General features: G+C 41.9%; 18 protein-coding genes and 1 tRNA gene. 8 read left to right on the top strand and 11 right to left on the bottom strand.

All coding sequences use genetic code 11. From position 1 onward, the window contains the following. The 3 genes from NTU69_07160 to secD form a co-directional block, all read right to left on the bottom strand. The coding region (locus tag NTU69_07160; protein ID MCX5803294.1) for a hypothetical protein at positions 1-255 on the bottom strand (255 nt) is incomplete at its 3' end. Positions 256-308: 53 nt separating this feature from the next. Continuing rightward, positions 309-1,217: a protein translocase subunit SecF gene (gene secF / locus NTU69_07155; protein ID MCX5803293.1), complete on the bottom strand. Its 909-nt coding sequence runs from the start codon at positions 1,215-1,217 to the stop codon at positions 309-311. Continuing rightward, positions 1,217-2,809 carry a protein translocase subunit SecD gene (gene secD, locus NTU69_07150; GenBank protein ID MCX5803292.1) on the bottom strand — a complete coding sequence of 531 codons (1,593 nt, stop codon included), beginning with the start codon at positions 2,807-2,809 and terminating at the stop codon, positions 1,217-1,219. The genes secF and secD overlap by 1 nt, the downstream gene beginning before the upstream one ends. 203 nt (positions 2,810-3,012) lie before the next feature. On the opposite strand from secD, the gene NTU69_07145 reads away from it, so the two are divergent. From NTU69_07145 to NTU69_07135, 3 genes are all read left to right on the top strand, one after another. Further along, positions 3,013-3,846 (top strand): alpha/beta hydrolase, encoded by an 834-nt coding sequence (locus tag NTU69_07145; GenBank protein MCX5803291.1) that lies wholly within the window; start codon positions 3,013-3,015, stop codon positions 3,844-3,846. A gap of 102 nt (positions 3,847-3,948) precedes the next feature. Further along, on the top strand, positions 3,949-7,179 hold the full coding sequence (gene carB, locus NTU69_07140; protein MCX5803290.1) for a carbamoyl-phosphate synthase large subunit: 3,231 nt from the start codon (positions 3,949-3,951) through the stop codon (positions 7,177-7,179). A gap of 295 nt (positions 7,180-7,474) precedes the next feature. Next, entirely contained in the window at positions 7,475-8,572 is a 1,098-nt protein-coding gene (locus NTU69_07135) for a 4Fe-4S binding protein (GenBank protein ID MCX5803289.1), read from the top strand. Between the two features lie 98 nt (positions 8,573-8,670). On the opposite strand, the gene ruvB is transcribed toward NTU69_07135, so the two are convergent. Genes ruvB through NTU69_07120 form a run of 3 tightly spaced genes read right to left on the bottom strand, consistent with a single transcriptional unit; the run spans position 8,671 to position 10,822 of the window. Next, positions 8,671-9,705, bottom strand: coding sequence for a Holliday junction branch migration DNA helicase RuvB (ruvB, locus tag NTU69_07130; protein MCX5803288.1), 1,035 nt, complete (start codon positions 9,703-9,705; stop codon positions 8,671-8,673). Between the two features lie 20 nt (positions 9,706-9,725). Next, positions 9,726-10,352 (bottom strand): helix-hairpin-helix domain-containing protein, encoded by a 627-nt coding sequence (locus NTU69_07125; GenBank protein ID MCX5803287.1) that lies wholly within the window; start codon positions 10,350-10,352, stop codon positions 9,726-9,728. Continuing rightward, complete coding sequence (locus NTU69_07120) at positions 10,337-10,822, bottom strand: crossover junction endodeoxyribonuclease RuvC (protein MCX5803286.1); 486 nt, start codon at positions 10,820-10,822, stop codon at positions 10,337-10,339. Before NTU69_07120 ends, NTU69_07125 begins: the two co-directional genes overlap by 16 nt. A 105-nt stretch (positions 10,823-10,927) precedes the next feature. Here NTU69_07120 and NTU69_07115 point away from each other — a divergent pair, with 105 nt between their 5' ends. Genes NTU69_07115 through NTU69_07100 form a run of 4 tightly spaced genes read left to right on the top strand, consistent with a single transcriptional unit; the run spans position 10,928 to position 13,945 of the window. Beyond that, positions 10,928-11,191 (top strand): 4Fe-4S binding protein, encoded by a 264-nt coding sequence (locus NTU69_07115; GenBank protein ID MCX5803285.1) that lies wholly within the window; start codon positions 10,928-10,930, stop codon positions 11,189-11,191. Beyond that, positions 11,191-11,742: a bifunctional pyr operon transcriptional regulator/uracil phosphoribosyltransferase PyrR gene (gene pyrR, locus NTU69_07110; protein MCX5803284.1), complete on the top strand. Its 552-nt coding sequence runs from the start codon at positions 11,191-11,193 to the stop codon at positions 11,740-11,742. The genes NTU69_07115 and pyrR overlap by 1 nt, the downstream gene beginning before the upstream one ends. Continuing rightward, positions 11,742-12,665: an aspartate carbamoyltransferase catalytic subunit gene (locus NTU69_07105; protein ID MCX5803283.1), complete on the top strand. Its 924-nt coding sequence runs from the start codon at positions 11,742-11,744 to the stop codon at positions 12,663-12,665. Before pyrR ends, NTU69_07105 begins: the two co-directional genes overlap by 1 nt. Beyond that, positions 12,662-13,945 (top strand): dihydroorotase, encoded by a 1,284-nt coding sequence (locus tag NTU69_07100; GenBank protein MCX5803282.1) that lies wholly within the window; start codon positions 12,662-12,664, stop codon positions 13,943-13,945. The genes NTU69_07105 and NTU69_07100 overlap by 4 nt, the downstream gene beginning before the upstream one ends. A 19-nt stretch (positions 13,946-13,964) precedes the next feature. Here NTU69_07100 and NTU69_07095 read toward each other — a convergent pair whose 3' ends face one another. The 4 genes from NTU69_07095 to NTU69_07080 are packed head-to-tail and all read right to left on the bottom strand — an operon-like array spanning position 13,965 to position 17,192. Next, the gene (locus NTU69_07095; GenBank protein MCX5803281.1) at positions 13,965-14,423 is read right to left on the bottom strand and encodes a hypothetical protein; all 459 of its coding nucleotides are present in this window, start codon (positions 14,421-14,423) and stop codon (positions 13,965-13,967) included. Between the two features lie 14 nt (positions 14,424-14,437). Beyond that, the gene (locus tag NTU69_07090) at positions 14,438-15,616 is read right to left on the bottom strand and encodes a 4Fe-4S binding protein (protein MCX5803280.1); all 1,179 of its coding nucleotides are present in this window, start codon (positions 15,614-15,616) and stop codon (positions 14,438-14,440) included. After that, positions 15,613-16,248 (bottom strand): sulfite exporter TauE/SafE family protein, encoded by a 636-nt coding sequence (locus NTU69_07085; GenBank protein MCX5803279.1) that lies wholly within the window; start codon positions 16,246-16,248, stop codon positions 15,613-15,615. The genes NTU69_07090 and NTU69_07085 overlap by 4 nt, the downstream gene beginning before the upstream one ends. An 11-nt stretch (positions 16,249-16,259) precedes the next feature. Next, complete coding sequence (locus NTU69_07080; GenBank protein MCX5803278.1) at positions 16,260-17,192, bottom strand: bifunctional riboflavin kinase/FAD synthetase; 933 nt, start codon at positions 17,190-17,192, stop codon at positions 16,260-16,262. A 45-nt stretch (positions 17,193-17,237) separates the two neighbouring features. On the opposite strand from NTU69_07080, the gene NTU69_07075 reads away from it, so the two are divergent. Further along, positions 17,238-17,321: transfer RNA gene (locus NTU69_07075), tRNA-Leu, on the top strand. Positions 17,322-17,541: 220 nt separating this feature from the next. On the opposite strand, the gene NTU69_07070 is transcribed toward NTU69_07075, so the two are convergent. Then, positions 17,542-17,981 (bottom strand): HAD-IA family hydrolase (locus NTU69_07070; GenBank protein ID MCX5803277.1); only part of this gene is annotated, 440 nt, incomplete at its 5' end.

Raw genomic sequence — 17,981 nt, 5'->3', positions numbered from 1 at the left:
CAGCCCTATATCATGCAGATACAGTGTGCTAAGGAGCGCGAATATCTCCCCTGAAAACATCTCTTCTGTTCTGTCTCTCGGGTCAGGAATAATCTTTTCTATCAACCCCTTAAGTGTTTCAACATGTTCTTTTAAAGGCAGATTGGTGGAGGAAAATACCTTTTCTTCACAAAAGGTTTTTAAATTGAGGAATCTCTGATGTAGTTTTAGCTCCTGCTCTTTATCCTTGAGCACATCTTCAAGCCTTGATAGCATACAAACCCCCAAATATTCAGAGCTATATCAAGGAACTTTTGGAAATATTTATTTCAGCGAACTTTCTTTCTCCATAAAAAAATCAGTGGGCTCGCCACAAAAATAGATGAATATGTTCCAATAAAGACTCCGATAAAAAGAGCAAAAGAAAAATCAAAGAGCACTATTCCCCCAAAAGCGAGAATAGCCCCTATGGCAAGTAACGTAGTAAGTGATGTAATGAGTGTTCTGCTCAACACCTCATTAATACTCAGGTTTATAACGTTGATAAGCTCAGATTTAGACTTCATCTTTGCCATATTTTCACGAATTCTATCGAATACAACAACGGTATCTGTGAGAGAATAACCAGCAATTGTTAAAAGGGCTGTAATAAAAAGTATGTTCATCTCCATATTTAATACCCAGAAGATACCAAGGAGGGCAAGAACATCATGAAAGGTAGCAATCGTTGCCGCAACCCCAAAGATAAAGTTAAATCTCCAGGCAATGTAAATCACAATACAAATGAGGGAAATGACAATTGCAATAATTGCATTCTTTTTCAAAGTCTTTCCTACTGTTGAACCTACCATATTGCTTCCGAGAATCTGGAAGCTCTTGCCCTTTAATTCGCTCAATAATATAGAGCTTACCTTATCCTGTATCTTCTCTTTCTCTGTATCAGACTGTTTTGTCTTTATTAAAAACCCTCTTGTCCCGCTTACTTCCTGTATATGAACATCATGGATACCGCCATTGATCAGGGCTCTTCTCAATTCCCCTGTCGTTATCTGATCTACGAACTGGATTTGAAGCTGGGTTCCACCGGTAAAATCAACGCTTTCGTTTGCTTTACCAAGAAAAACCATAACAAACCCGACAAGACCAAGTAACACAAGTATTGTGGAAATGATGAAGGTTTTATTTCTAAACCCTATAAAATCAATATTTGTCTTTTTCGTTATCTCGACAAATTTCATCAGATGCTCAAGCTCCTTGGCTTATATTTTCTTATAATCCAGTCAAAGATTGCCTTTGAACCAAAAACTGCAGTAAAAAGATTTATTATGACCCCTATGCTCAATGTGACTGCAAAACCTTTTATAGGGCCTGTGCCGAAGATAAACAGGATAAATGTGGTTATAAGGGTAGTTATGTGAGAGTCAAAAATCGTCACCCAGGCTTTTTCATAGCCCCCATCAACCGCAGCCCGTACTGTCTTGCCAAGCCTTAGCTCTTCTCTTATTCTTTCAAAGATCAGTACATTAGAATCAACCCCCATACCCATTGTGAGGATTATTCCTGCAATACCAGGAAGTGTCATTGTAGCTTTCAGTGCTGTAAAGGCACCGAGAAGGTAAAAGAGATTTAAAAATAGTGCAATATCTGCCACAATACCGGAATAACGGTAATAGAAAATCATAAAGGCTAAAACGAGTATTGCTCCAAAAATCGCAGCCCTTATACCCTTTCTAATTGAGTCCTGACCTAATGTGGGACCGATAGTTATGTTCTGTACCACTTTAACTGGAGCCGGTAATGCCCCTGCCCTGAGAACAATTGCCAGGTCTTTTGCTTCATCCATAGTGAAGCCACCGGTTATCGAAGCCTTGCCGCCGGAGATCCTCTCCCTTACTACAGGGGCAGAGTAAACAGTGTTATCAAGGATAATAGCCAACCTCTTTCCCACATTTTCAGCAGTTATCTTATCAAATATCCTTGCTCCTTCACTGTTAAACTCTATTGCAACATACGGTTCATTCCCAAACTCCCCTCCAATTCTCACCCGTGCATCGGTCAGTAATTCACCCGTCAAAAGGGTCTGTTTTTTTAAGAGGATAGAGGCTGTGGTCGCAATCTTGGTCTCTCTATTTCTTGTCCTCATTGTAAGTATTTCACTGCCTTCAGGAATCGCACCTACCGTAACTCTCGAGGCATTTTCCTCATCGACCAGCTTGAATTCAAGCTGAGCAGTTCTACCTATTAGTTCCAGGGCTCGTTCAGGATCTTTGATCCCTGGAAGTTGTACCAGTATCTGGTTTTCACCCTGTTGTACAATAACAGGTTCTGTTACTCCAAATTGGTCTATCCTGTTTCTTATCGTTTCAAGTGCCTGGCGGACAGCATTATCTTTTATATTAGTAATTTCCTTTTCCAGCAAAAGGAACTCTACATGCAGGTTATCACCTTCTGCCCTTGTGCCTCCTGCTTTAAGGTCAGGAAATTCTTTGCCTACAAGGTTGTAAAGTTTTTCTTTTTGCTCTGCTCTTATTAAAACAGAAAGGGCATTCTCTTTCTTTTCGAGCCCCATAAAGCGTATTCCTTCACGAATCATGGCATCTTTGAAGGTACTAAATTTCCTGTCAACCATGTTTTGCATCATCTTTACTGTATCAAGCTCAAGTAACAGATGCATGCCCCCCTTTAAATCAAGCCCCAAATGGATCTTATCAGACGGGAGATACTTCTTCCATACGCCCTGCGGCTCAATAACGTTCGGCATACAGTAAATAACCGATATTACTAAAAACAGTATGACGAGAACAAACCTTATTTTTAAAGACTTAATCATTCATGACCCCATTTCAATGCTGGAAAAATTCACAACCAAAGTTATATTTATCTAAACTTTTTGTCAAGAGAATTTTCTCACAAGGCAATAATATCAGTAGCTAAAAACTATGTAATCATAGCCTAAAACACCCCTGCTTGGTCTTAAAGAATGAACGGATATATCTATCAGCCATCAGATTTTTGTGTTACAATGGATCAAATTTGAATAAAAGATTACAGAAAACATTGATCAATATAGGAATCATTCTATCTCTATCCTATTTAATTATCGTCGCTGTGACCTATTTCATACAGGACAGCATGCTTTACTTCCCTGAAAAGGAGATACAGCATACCCCAAAAAATATAAACCTTGAATACTCGGAAATCTATTTTGAAACAGAAGATGGCATCACCATCTCGGGGTGGTATATTCCGGCAAAAAATGAAAAGGGGGTGATCCTCTTCTGTCACGGAAACGCAGGGAATATATCTCACAGACTGGATTCGATAAAGATTTTTCACAACCTGAGCCTGAGCGTCCTGATTTTTGACTACAGAGGTTACGGAAAGAGCAATGGAAAACCATCTGAAAGGGGAACATATCTTGATGCCGGGGCTGCATGGAATTATCTGGTGAATGTGAAGCAGAAATCCCCCGAAGAAATTATACTGTTTGGCCGCTCCCTTGGAGGGGCAGTGGCTGCAGAGATTGCATTAATGAAGAACCCTGCAGGGCTGATTATAGAGTCGAGCTTTACATCGGTATCGGAGCTCGGGTCAAAACTTTATCCATGGCTCCCTGTAAAACTCATATCAAAATTCAGCTACCCGACAATACACAAGTTAGGTTTTATTAAATGCCACAAATTGATTATTCACAGCCCTGATGATGAGATGATCCCCTTTGAGCATGCCAAATCTCTTTTTGAAAACGCCTCCCCACCTAAAGAATTCCTAATAATCAGGGGTGGGCACAATGAGGGATTTTTGACCTCAGGCAATATATATGGTGAGGGATTAAAAAAATTTATAGAAAAGTGCCTTCATCTATAAAAAATCTCCTTCAGTCTGTCGTACATAATTTCTATAGAGCAGGAACGCAAAATGCTTGACACTTATAATGGGCTTTGATAGGATTCTCTGACTAAATCATCCATGGAACTAAACACACCACAAAAGAATAAAGCAAAAATAAAGGGCATCAACAAAGTACTGATAATAGGGTCTGGTCCAATAATCATCGGACAGGCATGTGAATTTGACTACTCTGGCACACAGGCATGCAAGGCCCTTAAGGCAGCAGGGTATGAGATTGTACTTGTAAATTCAAACCCTGCCACAATCATGACAGACCCTGGCATGGCAGATGCCACATATATTGAACCCCTTACCATCGACACCCTTGAAAGAATCATCGAAAAGGAAAAACCCGATGCCTTATTGCCTAATCTCGGAGGGCAGACCGGGCTTAACCTTGCTGCAGAGCTCTCAAAAACAGGGATACTAAAAAAACATGGTGTTCAGATAATAGGTGTACAGGCAGATGCTATTGAGAGAGGAGAAGACAGGATAGAATTTAAAAAAACCATGAATAAGCTTGGTATACCCATGCCGCTCAGCTCTCCTGCCTATTCTGTTGAAGAAGCACTGGAGGTTGCGGATAAGTTAGGATACCCTGTTGTAGTGAGGCCTGCATATACGATGGGTGGAACTGGTGGAGGCATCACATACAACAAGGAAGAGCTCAAAACAATTGCAGAGAGAGGGATTTCGGCGAGCCTGATAGGACAAATTCTTATAGAGGAAGCGGTTTTAGGCTGGGAAGAACTTGAACTGGAAGTGGTAAGGGATGCAGAAAACAATATGATTACTGTGTGTTTCATAGAAAACATAGACCCCATGGGTGTGCACACCGGAGACTCCTTTTGTGCTGCACCGATGCTTACCATATCTGAAGAACTTCAAAAAAGATTACAGGAATACTCATACAGAATCGTAGAGGCCATCAAGATCATTGGTGGAACGAACATACAGTTTGCCCATAACCCGGAAGATGGAAGGGTTGTTGTCATAGAGATAAATCCAAGGACATCGAGGTCATCTGCCCTCGCCTCTAAAGCAACAGGGTTTCCAATAGCGTACATCTCTGCAAAATTAGCAGGGGGATACACACTCAAGGATATCCCTTACTGGCGCGGAGGAACACTTGATCAATACACCCCTTCGGGGGATTACGTGGTGATAAAATTTGCGAGATGGGCATTTGAGAAGTTTAGAGAGGTGGAAGATAAACTCGGAACACAGATGAAGGCAGTGGGCGAGGTGATGAGTATAGGCAAAAATTACAAGGAAGCATTCCAGAAATCGATACGATCATTAGAAATTAAAAGGTACGGGTTGGGCTTCGCCAGCAATTTTAATCAACTCTCCCTCAACGAGCTTATGATGCTCCTCAACGAACCAACATCGGAACGCCAGTTTATAATGTATGAAGCCTTGAGAAAAGGTGCAACAATCAATCAACTCTACGAAAAAACATGGATAAAACGATGGTTCATCCAGCAGATGAAGGAACTGGTCGAACTCGAGGAAGAGATTTTAAAATATAAAGGAAGGGAGCTGCCTGACTGGTTGCTCATAAAGGCCAAAGAAGATGGCTTCTCTGACAAATACTTAAGCCAGATTCTTAATATAAAAGAGGAAGACGTAAGAGAAAAAAGGGTTAAACTGAAAAAGACAGAGTCCTGGTGTGCAGTTCCTGTGAGTGGAGCAGATGCTGCATACTACTACTCAACATATAATGCCCCTGATGAGGTGAGTGTCAGCTCAAGGCCTAAGGTGATGATTCTCGGTGGCGGGCCAAACAGAATCGGGCAGGGTATCGAGTTTGATTATACATGCGTCCATGCGGCATTCGCACTGCGTGATGAAGGATATGAATCAATTATGGTAAATTGCAATCCAGAGACCGTATCCACCGATTACGATACGTCCGATAAACTCTATTTTGAACCACTTACTGTTGAGGATGTCTTAAGCATATACAATAAAGAAAAACCAATAGGGGCAATTATCCAGTTTGGAGGACAGACTCCCCTCAACATTGCAAAAGAACTGGAGATGGTTGGGGTAAGCATTTTAGGGACATCTCCCGAGAGCATAGACCTTGCAGAAGACAGAAAGCGGTTCAAGGAGGTTATGACAAAACTTGGCATACCACAGCCTGAGAGCGGAACAGCGATATCGCTTGAAGAAGCACTTGAGGTGGCACAAGACATCGGTTACCCCCTTATGGTCAGACCATCGTATGTATTGGGCGGTAGAGGTATGGAAACCGTGTATGATGATGAGATGCTTACATCATACGTGAATGCTGCAGTCGACATATCACCGGGCCGTCCGATATTGATTGACAAATTCCTTGAGAACGCAATCGAAGCAGAGGCAGACGCCATAGCCGATGGAGAAGACGCATTTGTTCCATCCATTATGGAGCACATTGAACTCGCCGGCATCCACTCCGGAGACAGTGCATGTGTAATACCCCCAAGGACAATACCGGATAAGCACATAAAAACAATAAATGAATACACCAAAAAAATTGCCGTGGAACTGAAGGTTGTGGGGCTTATGAATATTCAGTATGCAATTGCAAATGACATAGTCTATATCCTGGAAGCTAATCCGAGGGCATCCCGGACTGTCCCTCTCGTTTCAAAGGTTACCGGGGTTCAGATGGCACGTATTGCAACACAAATGATGCTTGGCAAAAAATTAAAAGATTTAAACCTGAAACAGAAAAAATACTCCCATACCGGGGTCAAGGAAGCAGTCTTTCCATTCTACATGTTTCCTGAGGTCGACCCAACCCTTGGACCCGAAATGAAATCAACAGGAGAAGTGCTTGGTATAGCCGATACATTCGGGCTTGCCTTTTACAAATCCCAGGAAGCTGCCGGGCAAAAGTTACCGGTTAAGGGAACAGCTCTCATTACAGTTACTGAAAAAGACAAAAAGGATGTTCTTGGTGTGGCGAGGTTCTTAAGTGAGATTGGTTTTAATATACTGGCAACAGATGGCACACACAAGTTTCTCACTAAAAACCGGATTGAATCCACCCCGATCAAAAAGGTGCACGAGGGAAGGCCTAATATTGTTGATGCAATCCATAACAAGGAGATAAATCTCATCATAAATACACCCATTGGAAAGAGTGGCAAATATGATGATTCATATATTAGAAAAGCCGCAATAAAATATAAAATACCTTATATAACAACAGCTTCAGCAGCAAAGGCTACTGCAGAAGGTATCAAGGCACATCTTGAGAGTAAGGGTGCCATAAACGTTAAATCAATCCAGGCATATCACAAAGAAATTGAGTAAAAGGAATACAGTAAAAGGAATAATCTTATTGGTCATTGCTGCAGTATTCCTTATAGTTTTATTCTATTCATGGGGTGATATAAGGAGCTTTTTTTCAATGATAATTGTGCTGGTTTGTGGAGGTCTGGGGATACTTTACCTGATGGAGGGCAGAAAAAGACCGGCAAGGAAATCAAAGAAATAGAACCCCCCATTAAAAACTGACCGCCACTGAATTAGTTCACTTTTTATCAATGTAGAAATTATTTAGAATAAGGTGTAAAATTTAAAGAAAAAATAGGGTATAAAGGGAACCATGTCTGAAGACATTTATGAAACATTATCAAAGCACCTGTCATCTTTAGGGATGGGTTATCCCCGGAAAGAGGAGCTGCTTATAATTTTAAGGGATAACTTTACCCCTCAGGAAGCTGAAATTGCATTATCTATTCCCACAAAGGTTATACCCTTTGAGCCGGTATCTGTCTCCATGATAGTACCGAAGGTTAAAATCCCGGAGATTGAATTAAAAAAAATGCTGGAAAATCTGGCCTATAGAGGTCTGCTTTTTTCTGGAAAGACAAAGGATGGCAAGGTCGGGTATGCATTACAACAATTTGGTTATGGCTTCCCCCAAACATTTTTCTGGGGAGGGATAGATGCCCCGAATGCAAAAAGGATGGCAGAACTTGTTGTAAAATATGCCAGAAAAGAAGAATTATATGGAGTCTACGGCTCCACAAAGACAAAGGCATTCCGTTATATTCCAGGCTCTCTCAATATAGAACCTGAAAAGCATGCCGTGTTTCCTTTTGAGATGATGGAGAACGTTATTGAGCAGGCTCATGTGATTGCCCTCGTGTCCTGTGCCTGCAGGGCAACGGCCCTTCTCATGGGAAGAAAGAAGTGCGAATATCCCCTTGAAGTCTGTATTAAATACGACGAGCTCGCCGAATATGTAATCGAGAGAGGAATCGGGAGAAAAATTACAAAACAAGAGACCCTCAGTATTATTCGTTCATGTGAAGAGGCAGGCCTCGTTCACCTTGTAGATAATGCGAGAGAGGGTGTTAAACAAACCTGTAACTGCTGTAGCTGTTGTTGCTGGTCTGTGGGTACAATAAGGAGAAGAAAAATCCCGAGAGATGTACTGATGGCAACATACTTTCTCAGAGAGACTGATCCGGATAAATGCACAGGGTGTGGCCAATGTGTGGATATCTGCCCGGTTAACGCCATTGAAATGGTAGAAGACCTGCCAATTGTTGATAGAGAATGGTGTATAGGCTGTGGTGTCTGTGCAGTCCCCTGTCCATCTTCGGCAATAAAACTTGTGAGGAAATCAGATGCAATTCCTCCAAAAAACTTTAAAGAATTGCATACACAGATATTAAAGGAAAGAACACCTCGGTAAGCGTCACCCTGTTTCTGAACGATTTCATTTTTCTTGCAAAGACTCCCTAAAAACAATCATGGGGTCAATCAAGTAACAACCGCCATCTCTGATTAATTTTATTTCTTCTTAATCTCTTCAAACAGACCGGGGGTATCTGATTTATTTCTATAGGGTATGCTGAAATGGGCAAATGCCCTTTCAGGTGCCTTTCTCCCCTGTGAGGTTCTAATGATAAAACCGGTTTTTAACAAATAAGGCTCAACCACTTCTATTAACACGTCTGTTTCAAGCTGAAGCGTTGCGGCGAGTGCCTCTATACCAACAGGTCCCCCCTTATAATTCAAGATTATCGTCTGGAGTAATTTCCTGTCTATCTCTCCCAGCCCACATTCATCAATACCTTCTAATACCAGTGCATCTATTGCCACATCCCGTGTTATGCGCCCATCTGCCCTCACCTGTGCATAGTCACGAACACGCTTTAAAAGCCTGTTCGCTACCCTCGGTGTACCCCTTGCCCTCCGTGCTGTCTCGTATGCGCCTTCCTCATCTATAGTAAGCCCCAGTATGGCAGCAGAGCGCTTTATGATACTAACCAGGTCTTTTTCGGCATAAAAATCTAAATCTCTCGTGATTCCGAACCGTTCCCTTAAGGGGGAAGACAAAAGACCAGCCCTTGTTGTAGCCCCTATTAACGTGAAACATTCGAGCCTGTACCTGTGGGTCCTTGCATGGACGCCCTTATCGAATATGAAATCCACAGCAAAGTCCTCCATTGCCGGATAGAGGAATTCCTCGACGACCTTCGGTATCCTGTGGATCTCGTCAATAAAAAACACATCACCCCTCTCCATATTTGTAAGGATACCCATCAAATCGCCGCCCTTTTCAAGGGCCGGACCTGAAGAGGTGATGATCCTCGTGCCCATTTCATTTGCAATAATATGGGCTAACGTCGTTTTCCCTAAGCCTGGCGGGCTATTGAACAAAATATGTTCTAATGGTTCTTTTCTCTGCAGGGCTGCCTCTATGGCGATCTTAAGTGTTTCAACAACCTTGTCCTGCCCGACATACTCTGAAAGCAGCCTCGGCCTTAAGTTCAAAATGTTTTCTTCGTCCAGTACACTTTTTTCCTTGAGAATTTCAGGCAGGTTATTTACTTCTTCCTTTATCACTTTTTCTGACCTCTATATACTTCCTCAAACAATTCCTCAGAGGAACTGATCTGTGGGTTCCCTTTCATAGCCTCTTCAATCATCTTCCGCGCCTCAAATATTTTATGCCCCAACTGGGTGACGAGGACATCCTCGACCTCTTTCTTAAAATCTTCCACAACCTCAACAGGCAGTTCAACCTCAGGCATTAATGCAAATTTCGCAACCTTCCCCCTGAGGGTTGCAACGATCTTTTCAGCCTTTCGTTCACCAATGCCCCTTAACTGCTTTAATGCCTTTATATCCTTTTCCTCGATAAAACGGGCTATTGCCCGGACCGGCTTTATCAGGGCCTTAATAGCAACAGCAGGACCAATATCCTCAACAGAGATGAAAAGCTCAAAAAATTCCTTGTCCAGTTCAGTTTTAAATCCCACAAGGGTTGGTTTTGGCTGTCTTTCGGTCTGGTTATATGAGATGTATAAACCCAGTGTGTTATCGGGCTTTGTGGTCCCTTTGATTTCATGCATGACATAAGCCGGGATCAAAATATCATAACCAATCCCGTTTATCAGCAGCGTAACCCGATCATCATGGATGCTTTTTAATCTTCCTTCCAGATAGGATATCATCCACTTCTCCACATTTTTTTTCTGTAAAAGGCAGTGAGGGCCACTGCCAGTGCATCGGCGGCATGAAAGGATGAAACATTATTAATCTTAAGTAATTTTTGTATCATCTCCTTAATCTGCCTCTTATTTGCACTCCCATACCCGATTAGGGCATTCTTTATTTCTCTTGGTGTAATTTCAACCATTGATACATTGTTCTGAGAAACAGATAAATATATGATTCCGAGAACCCCTCCTAACAATATACCAGCTTTTGGATATCTGACCAAAGAAAATATATTTTCTATCGCAACGAGGTCTGGCTTTAGTGTTTTTATCAAATGGCTTATGTCTGAATGAATCTGGAACAATCTGCTGGAAATATGCTCCCGTGGAGACGTTTTAATATAACCACATTTAAAGAGGGAAGGGGTTACATTATCGCATGTAATTGCACCAAAGCCTGTGCTGGCTAAACCTGGGTCTATACCGAGTATAATCATGCTTTTCTACCTGTAGCAGACAGGCAACTTTGTATTTACATTACCACTATTCTGCTTAGGAGTCACAGTTTCTTCCTATTATTTTTATATTAACAGGAATGTATTATGCTTGTAAATATAAATGGAGGTTTCAAGGGTCAATGGTTTTCATTGATTTTTTTTTATAAACCCATTATAGTAGTATGGAAAGTGAGACCCTATATCTCAAAAGAGCTCTGTGTAAACTGTAAAGAATGTATCCCTATATGTCCCTATGAGGTCTTTTCAACATACGACGAAAACGTCATTGTATTAACCCCTCAGGATTGTATTGAGTGCACATCCTGTGTAGAAGAGTGTCCTCAAAATGCTATCTATATGGACGATTAATGAAGGGTAAAACAGGGAAGCAAAAAAACAAGACATTACTCGATAAAAAGGCAGTAGAAAGAACCATTAATAGAATCAGCCATGAAATCCTCGAAAAAAATCAGGGATGTCGAAACCTGAGTCTTATCGGCATAAGGACAAGGGGTATCTACCTGGCAAAAAGGATTCAGAATAAAATACAGGATATCGAAAATATAGAATTACCGCTCGGTATACTCGACATAACGATGTACAGGGATGACATCTTTAAGCTAAAATTACCTGAAATAAAAAAGACAGAGATACCCTTTGATGTAAACAATATGACCATAATACTTGTAGATGATGTAATGCAGACCGGGAGAACTACAAGGGCAGCAATTGATGCTATTATGGACCTTGGCAGGCCAAGAAAGATACAGCTTGCAGTACTTGTGGACAGGGGGGACAGGGAACTTCCAATACATCCTGACTATGCCGGTATCTTTTACACCGCAAATCCTGAAGAAGAGGTGCTTGTAAAGCTTAGTGAAATTGACGGTAAGGATGAGGTTATAATTGCAGGGATCTGATGAACTGGGATAAAAAAGACCTTCTCGGTATCAAAGAGCTTTCCAAAGAAGAAATCCTTCTTATCCTCAACACCACCGATTCTTTTAAAGACATATCAAAAAGAGAGATTAAAAAGGTTCCAACCCTTCGGGGGAAAACTGTTATTACCCTCTTCTACGAACCAAGCACAAGGACAAGGACATCCTTCGAAATAGCCGCAAAGAGGCTGAGTGCTGATACCATAAATATCTCCGCAAGCACAAGCAGTTATGTGAAGGGGGAAACGCTGAAAGATACTGCAAAAAACCTTGAATCAATGAAACCAGATGCAATCATCATCAGGCATAGTATGCCCGGTGCACCCCATATGTTATCAAAAATTGTAGATTCCTCTATTATCAACGGAGGGGATGGCGCACATGAACATCCGACACAGGCACTCCTTGACCTCTATACCATGAGGGAAAAGAAGGGCAAAATAGATGGTCTTAAGATAGCAATAATCGGGGATATTGCCCATAGCAGGGTAGCAAGGTCAAACATATTTGCTTTGAGACACTTCAAGACAGAGATTATCTGCTCAGGACCACCAACGATGATACCACCCTATCTTGATAGCCTTGGTGTCAGGGTGGAATATGATATGAACAGGGCAGTAACAAATGCAGATGTGATTATGATGTTAAGGATACAGAAGGAGAGGGGCGGCATCTCCTATATCCCCTCTATTAAAGAATATTCAACAATCTACGGCCTGAAGAAGGAACATGTGAAAAAGGCCAAAAAGGATGTAATCATCATGCATCCCGGCCCCATGAACAGGGGGGTAGAAATTACAGACGAAGTGGCAGATGGCCCATACTCCGTAATCCTTGACCAGGTCGAGAATGGTGTTGCCGTGAGGATGGCAATTCTCTATCTCCTTATCGGGAGGGAAGCGTGAAAATCCTTATCAAAAACGGCAGGGTCATCGATCCAAGGCATGGTACAGATGAGAAGCTCGATATTTACATTAATGGAAATATCATTGAAAGGATTGATAAGCATATTCGTGAAAAGGGAAGTAATATACGGGTAATCGATGCCTCACGCCATATCGTTTCACCGGGGCTTATCGATGTCCATACACATTTAAGAGAGCCGGGCTATGAATATAAAGAGACGATAAAAACAGGAACCATGGCGGCGGCAAAGGGAGGTTTTACAACCATTGTCTGTATGGCGAACACCGATCCTGTGAATGACAACAAAAGCGTGACGGAATTCATAGTAAAACAATCAAAATTAGAGGGTGTGTGCCGGGTCTTCCCGTGCGGGGCAATAACAAAGGGACTGAAAGGCGAGGAACTCTCAGAGATGGGTGAAATGTACGAGGCAGGCATTGTTGCGATATCTGACGATGGGAAGTCTGTAAAGAATGCTGAACTTCTGAGAAAGGCCTTGGAATATGCAAGGCTTTTTGCCATACCTGCTATATCACATTGCGAAGACGAAGACCTCTCAAAGGGTTATGTCCATGAGGGACATGCATCACTCCTCTCAGGTCTTGAAGCAAACCCCTCTATTGCTGAGGAGATAATTGTAAGAAGGGATATAGCGATAGCTGAATACGTTGGCTCCCCCATCCATCTTACCCATATTTCGACAAGGGGAAGCGTAGAAGCCATTAACAAAGCCAAAAAGCAATACAGAAAGATTACGTGTGATACATGCCCCCATTATTTTACATTAACCGACGAAGCCACCCTCACATTCGATACAAATACAAAGGTCAATCCACCACTTCGGTCTAAAGAGGATGTTGCCGCTATAAAGGAAGGGTTAAGAAATAATACTATAGATATTATCGCCACAGACCATGCCCCTCATGATTTCACCTCAAAGGATGTGGAATTTAACATTGCTACATATGGCATTTCCGGACTGGAGACTGCCTTTGCCCTGTCCCTCTCCCTTGTCAGGGAAGGGGTACTCACCTTAAATGAGCTTTTAAAAAGGTTTACCGTGAATCCGGCAAAATTTCTCAATCTTCCTTACGGTGAACTCGCACCCGGTAAGGCAGCAGACCTCATCATCTTCAATCCTGATAGGGAATGGGTTGTGGATAAAGATAAGTTCCTCTCCAAAGGTAAGAACACGCCCTTTCACGGGTGGAAATTGAAAGGCAAAAACCTTCTCACCATCGTTGATGGTAATATCGTCTACCGGGATAATACCTTTTAAAATTTCTTCTAACGGCTTATTAAGAGGGTTTTCGAAGGGCTATCCTCACTGCCCAGCCGTTCTTCAGTCTATATGTTCTTTCAATTGAGACTATTGAAGGGCTATACGCAGTGATAGTTGCCTTACCTGTCGAAGTATCTAATATAATGAGAAGATCCTCTTTTCTATCCTTATCATAATCGATCTTTTCTTCAATTACCTGCGGTATTCCTGTTGATGGCTCCCAGTTTATCTGAATAAACCCTTCCCTTTTTTCGCCTATCAAGGCATCAAAAACAGGGCGATGAATCAGGGTCCTGTAGGTACCATGGTCTATAACGCTTATAACCTCGCCGCCAGTGTACCATGGAGATACCTTCATCCCGGTAACTGAAGCAAGCACTTTACTAAAACGCTCGTTTCCGAAGAACGTCGCCAGAACGATAAAAAAAGCGATGAAAGCCCATGTATATCCCAGTATCGACTTTAATTTGTTCATTCGCTTCTTCTCCTTCAATGTATAAACATGCTACCAGTAGTTATAAGCCTTATTATCTTCACTATTCCGTCCTGAATGGTACCACCTGCTATTGTGGCGAGAAAAAGAAAGGCAGGATAAAGAAAAAGCATCCTGTATATGGGCTGGTTACCTGATAGAGGGGTTCCTTTTAAATGAAAAAAGATCGCCTTTTTTAAACACGAATCAATGCACTTACCGCATTTAGTACAAGAAATACGGGTCCTTCCTTTCTCTATGCTTTCTTCATTAAGAGAAAATGTCGGGCAGACCTGAATACAGCATTTGCACTTTACACATTTCTCTTTGTCAATCCTCACTTCGAAAACATTTATCCTGTTTGTGAAGGATTGAAATGCCCCAAAAGGGCAGAACAGTCCACACTGTATCCTACGTCTGGTAAGAATAGGCAAGACAATTACCAGGCCGATAAAAAGGGATACAAAAATAATCGTCTGCATTAGAATCTTGAAAGAAGTGACCTCTACAAATTCAGTCACAGTCTTATAGGGGCATAGCCATTCACAGTAAGTAGGAGATAAAGATATAGCTGCAGTCAGAACCACTGCAATAAGAACAGCATAGGGCAGGTATGTCCAGTTGAAATTAATATTTTTTATTACGGGTCTCTTGAGAATCCGGGAAAAACCATCATCAAGACCACCAAAAAAACAGCCCCAGCTACAGAATCCACGCCCAAGAGCGAGGGTTACCCCTATCCAGAGGACAAACATGCTCGCAATAGATGCAAAGCTTCCTATAATTGTTCCAGGGAAGATGATTGTCCTTGTAAAGACCAGAGGGATTAAAGTCATGGGGATTACAATATGACAAAAAGGCGTTTCTCCCTGTAACATATTTGCCTGGCTTATTGCCATACTTCCCCGTATTTCAATAAGATGGGTAATAAAGGAGACAACAAATAAAACAGCATAGGTAATAAAAAATATGGCCCTGAATCTATCGGTCTTTCCAGTATAGAGCAGCATAAAGAATGTGGCATTAATAAATAAGTAGGTAATTACAATGGCAAAGAGGCTCTTCGGGTCAGAAGGTAACTTCCCCTGTGTGAGAATTGCAAACGTGAGAAACATCATGGGAAGTATGAGAAGCAAGGTTTTAATCAGGCTTACCTGCGGGATAATAGTATCAGTTTCTATCTTATCTTGATTCATATCCTTTTGATACCTACCACGAGCATGATTATACCAGAATATAAATAATAAATACCAACTAAGCCTGCTGCCATTTTACCTATCGTACTCATGACTGAAAAACTACGCAGTAAACCGACAAAGGGTGCAGGTATGAAAAAAACAGAGGTTCCCAGAAAGAACATGAAAAAGAATAAAATGCTTTGTGCCAGACCACCTTTATCCGCAGCGCTGGTAAGGGCAAGAAGAAAGGGTGGACAAAAACTCAGCCCTGTGAAAAAACCAAGGAACAGAGGGAGAAAAAAAGGTATCGTATTTTTCACCCTCCCGACAATTCCAGTCAGCTTCTGAACAACACAGGAGGTTCTGACCCTAAAAAAGGCGTAGCATATTAAAAATACAGAAAGAACTACATAAGCCAGTCCAATTATGAATTCACGGTAGCCAATAGCCTGAAGAATCGATCTATTAATACCCCAGGCAATCACACCAAAAATGAGATATCCAAAGAGCCTCCCGAAAAGGAACTGTGCAATTACCGCACAATTTTGCACCACGCCCTTCCCTTCCCCGAGCAAATAGGGGATCAGGACAGGGGAACAGTAAGTAAGGCATACAGTTCCATTTGAAAGTCCAAGAAAAAAGGCTTGTATACGCCTGCTCCCTACAATTTTGTACCTGGGTTAAAAAATGCCCGTGCTACCTCCACATCCATCCCGATCCTCTTCTTTAATTCCCCAATATTTTCAAACTTAATCTCGTCTCTGATCCTTTCGTGAAAGCATAGTGTAATTTCTCTGCCGTAAAGGTTTTCAGAAAAATTTAGTATATATGTCTCTATCGAAAGGTCTCTATCATTAAATGTGGGGTTATATCCCATATTTGTCACAGAGGGGAATCGTTTCCCATCGATTTCTACCTCGGTAACATACACACCATTCTTCGGGATGAGTTCGAAATCAGTTTCAATATTAATCGTGGGGAATCCAATATCCTTTCCCCTTCCATGCCCCTTTATCACCTTTCCTTCTATCATATGGGACCTGCCTAAGAATTTCTTAACCCTTTCCATCTCCCCTTCCTGTATCATCCTTCTGATCCTGTTGCTCCCTACCTTTTTGCCATCAATTGTAATGGCATCCACAACCTCGAAGTAAAAACCATACAATTCAGAAAAACGCTTAAGCATATCCACATCACCCATTCCATCCTTACCAAACCGGAAATCATAACCAACTATAAGGCTTTTCATCCCCAGCCTCTTAATCAGTATATCTTTTACAAATACTTCAGGGGTTATCAGCCTGAACTCCTCTGTGAAGGAAACGATAATAAGGACATCAATCCCGCTCTCCTCTATAAGCCTTCTTTTTAGATGAATAGGCGTGATGAAGCCGATACATTTGTCAGGTTTTAAAACGCTTAGGGGGTGGGGTTCAAAGGTCATCAATATGGATGTCCCAGAGATAGAAGCTACCCTCTCCCTAACCTTCTCAATGATCCTTTGATGCCCGAGGTGGAGACCATCATAGTTCCCGATAGCGAGAACAGAACGTGTAAACTTCTCAAGAATATCCAGGGATTCAAAAATTTTCATATCACCTCTTGACATATCCATCATATCCATATAAGTTTAAATAATGCCGAAGTGGCGGAATTGGTAGACGCGCCAGGTTCAGGGTCTGGTAGGCGTAAGCCTGTGTGGGTTCAAGTCCCGTCTTCGGCATTTCTCTTATAATAACACCGTTTAACTTATCAATGTCGGTGGCCAGAGTCAATCCATTATTTTAAATCAGCGTGGAGCAGAGAGCAAGTAGCATAAATAACGCTATGCTCTCTGTTGAATGACCTTGCTCTATGCCCTTTGCCCTCTGCTCCATGCCCTTTGCTCTCTGCTCTTTGCTCTCTGCTATGAGCTATCAACGCACCCGCGCAATGGGGTAACCCTACCCTTTATTGGAGACTGATCCTTCTGTTATTTCATTCACGATGCCTATCAGTTCTGACAGACTGCTAATCGCAAAATCCCCTTCCTCTTGAAAACCCTCTCGTCCATAGCCATAGGTGACAGCGACCGTCTTTATTGAAGATGCCCTGCCGGTTTTGATATCTACTGCACTGTCTCCAACAATTATTGCGTCCCTGGGTTGCACATTGAGAGTTGAAAGAATATAGAGAATAGGTGCAGGTGATGGTTTTCGCTCTGAGATGGTATCAGCGCAGACCACCATGTCGAAATACTTCATGAGTCCAAGCTCATCAAGTATTCTGAGCGAAAGGACCTCAACTTTATTGGTAACTATTGCCTTTTTTTGACTCTTGAGCGCTTCCAGTGTCTCTATTACATCAGGATAGGGTGCTGTGTTATCAATGAGATGGGATGCAT

The organism is Pseudomonadota bacterium (assembly GCA_026388215.1).
In the GTDB taxonomy this organism is placed as follows: domain Bacteria; phylum Desulfobacterota; class Syntrophorhabdia; order Syntrophorhabdales; family Syntrophorhabdaceae; genus JAPLKF01.
This window is presented reverse-complemented; position numbering and strand designations above follow the sequence as displayed.

Coding starts and splice junctions, on each gene's coding strand:
- secF (MCX5803293.1), bottom strand. CDS start 1,217: ATGAAATTTGTCGAGATAACGAAAAAGACAAATATTGATTTTATAGGG.
- secD (MCX5803292.1), bottom strand. CDS start 2,809: ATGATTAAGTCTTTAAAAATAAGGTTTGTTCTCGTCATACTGTTTTTA.
- carB (MCX5803290.1), top strand. CDS start 3,949: ATGGAACTAAACACACCACAAAAGAATAAAGCAAAAATAAAGGGCATC.
- NTU69_07135 (MCX5803289.1), top strand. CDS start 7,475: ATGTCTGAAGACATTTATGAAACATTATCAAAGCACCTGTCATCTTTA.
- NTU69_07120 (MCX5803286.1), bottom strand. CDS start 10,822: ATGATTATACTCGGTATAGACCCAGGTTTAGCCAGCACAGGCTTTGGT.
- NTU69_07115 (MCX5803285.1), top strand. CDS start 10,928: ATGCTTGTAAATATAAATGGAGGTTTCAAGGGTCAATGGTTTTCATTG.
- pyrR (MCX5803284.1), top strand. CDS start 11,191: ATGAAGGGTAAAACAGGGAAGCAAAAAAACAAGACATTACTCGATAAA.
- NTU69_07105 (MCX5803283.1), top strand. CDS start 11,742: ATGAACTGGGATAAAAAAGACCTTCTCGGTATCAAAGAGCTTTCCAAA.
- NTU69_07095 (MCX5803281.1), bottom strand. CDS start 14,423: ATGAACAAATTAAAGTCGATACTGGGATATACATGGGCTTTCATCGCT.
- NTU69_07090 (MCX5803280.1), bottom strand. CDS start 15,616: ATGAATCAAGATAAGATAGAAACTGATACTATTATCCCGCAGGTAAGC.
- NTU69_07080 (MCX5803278.1), bottom strand. CDS start 17,192: ATGAAAATTTTTGAATCCCTGGATATTCTTGAGAAGTTTACACGTTCT.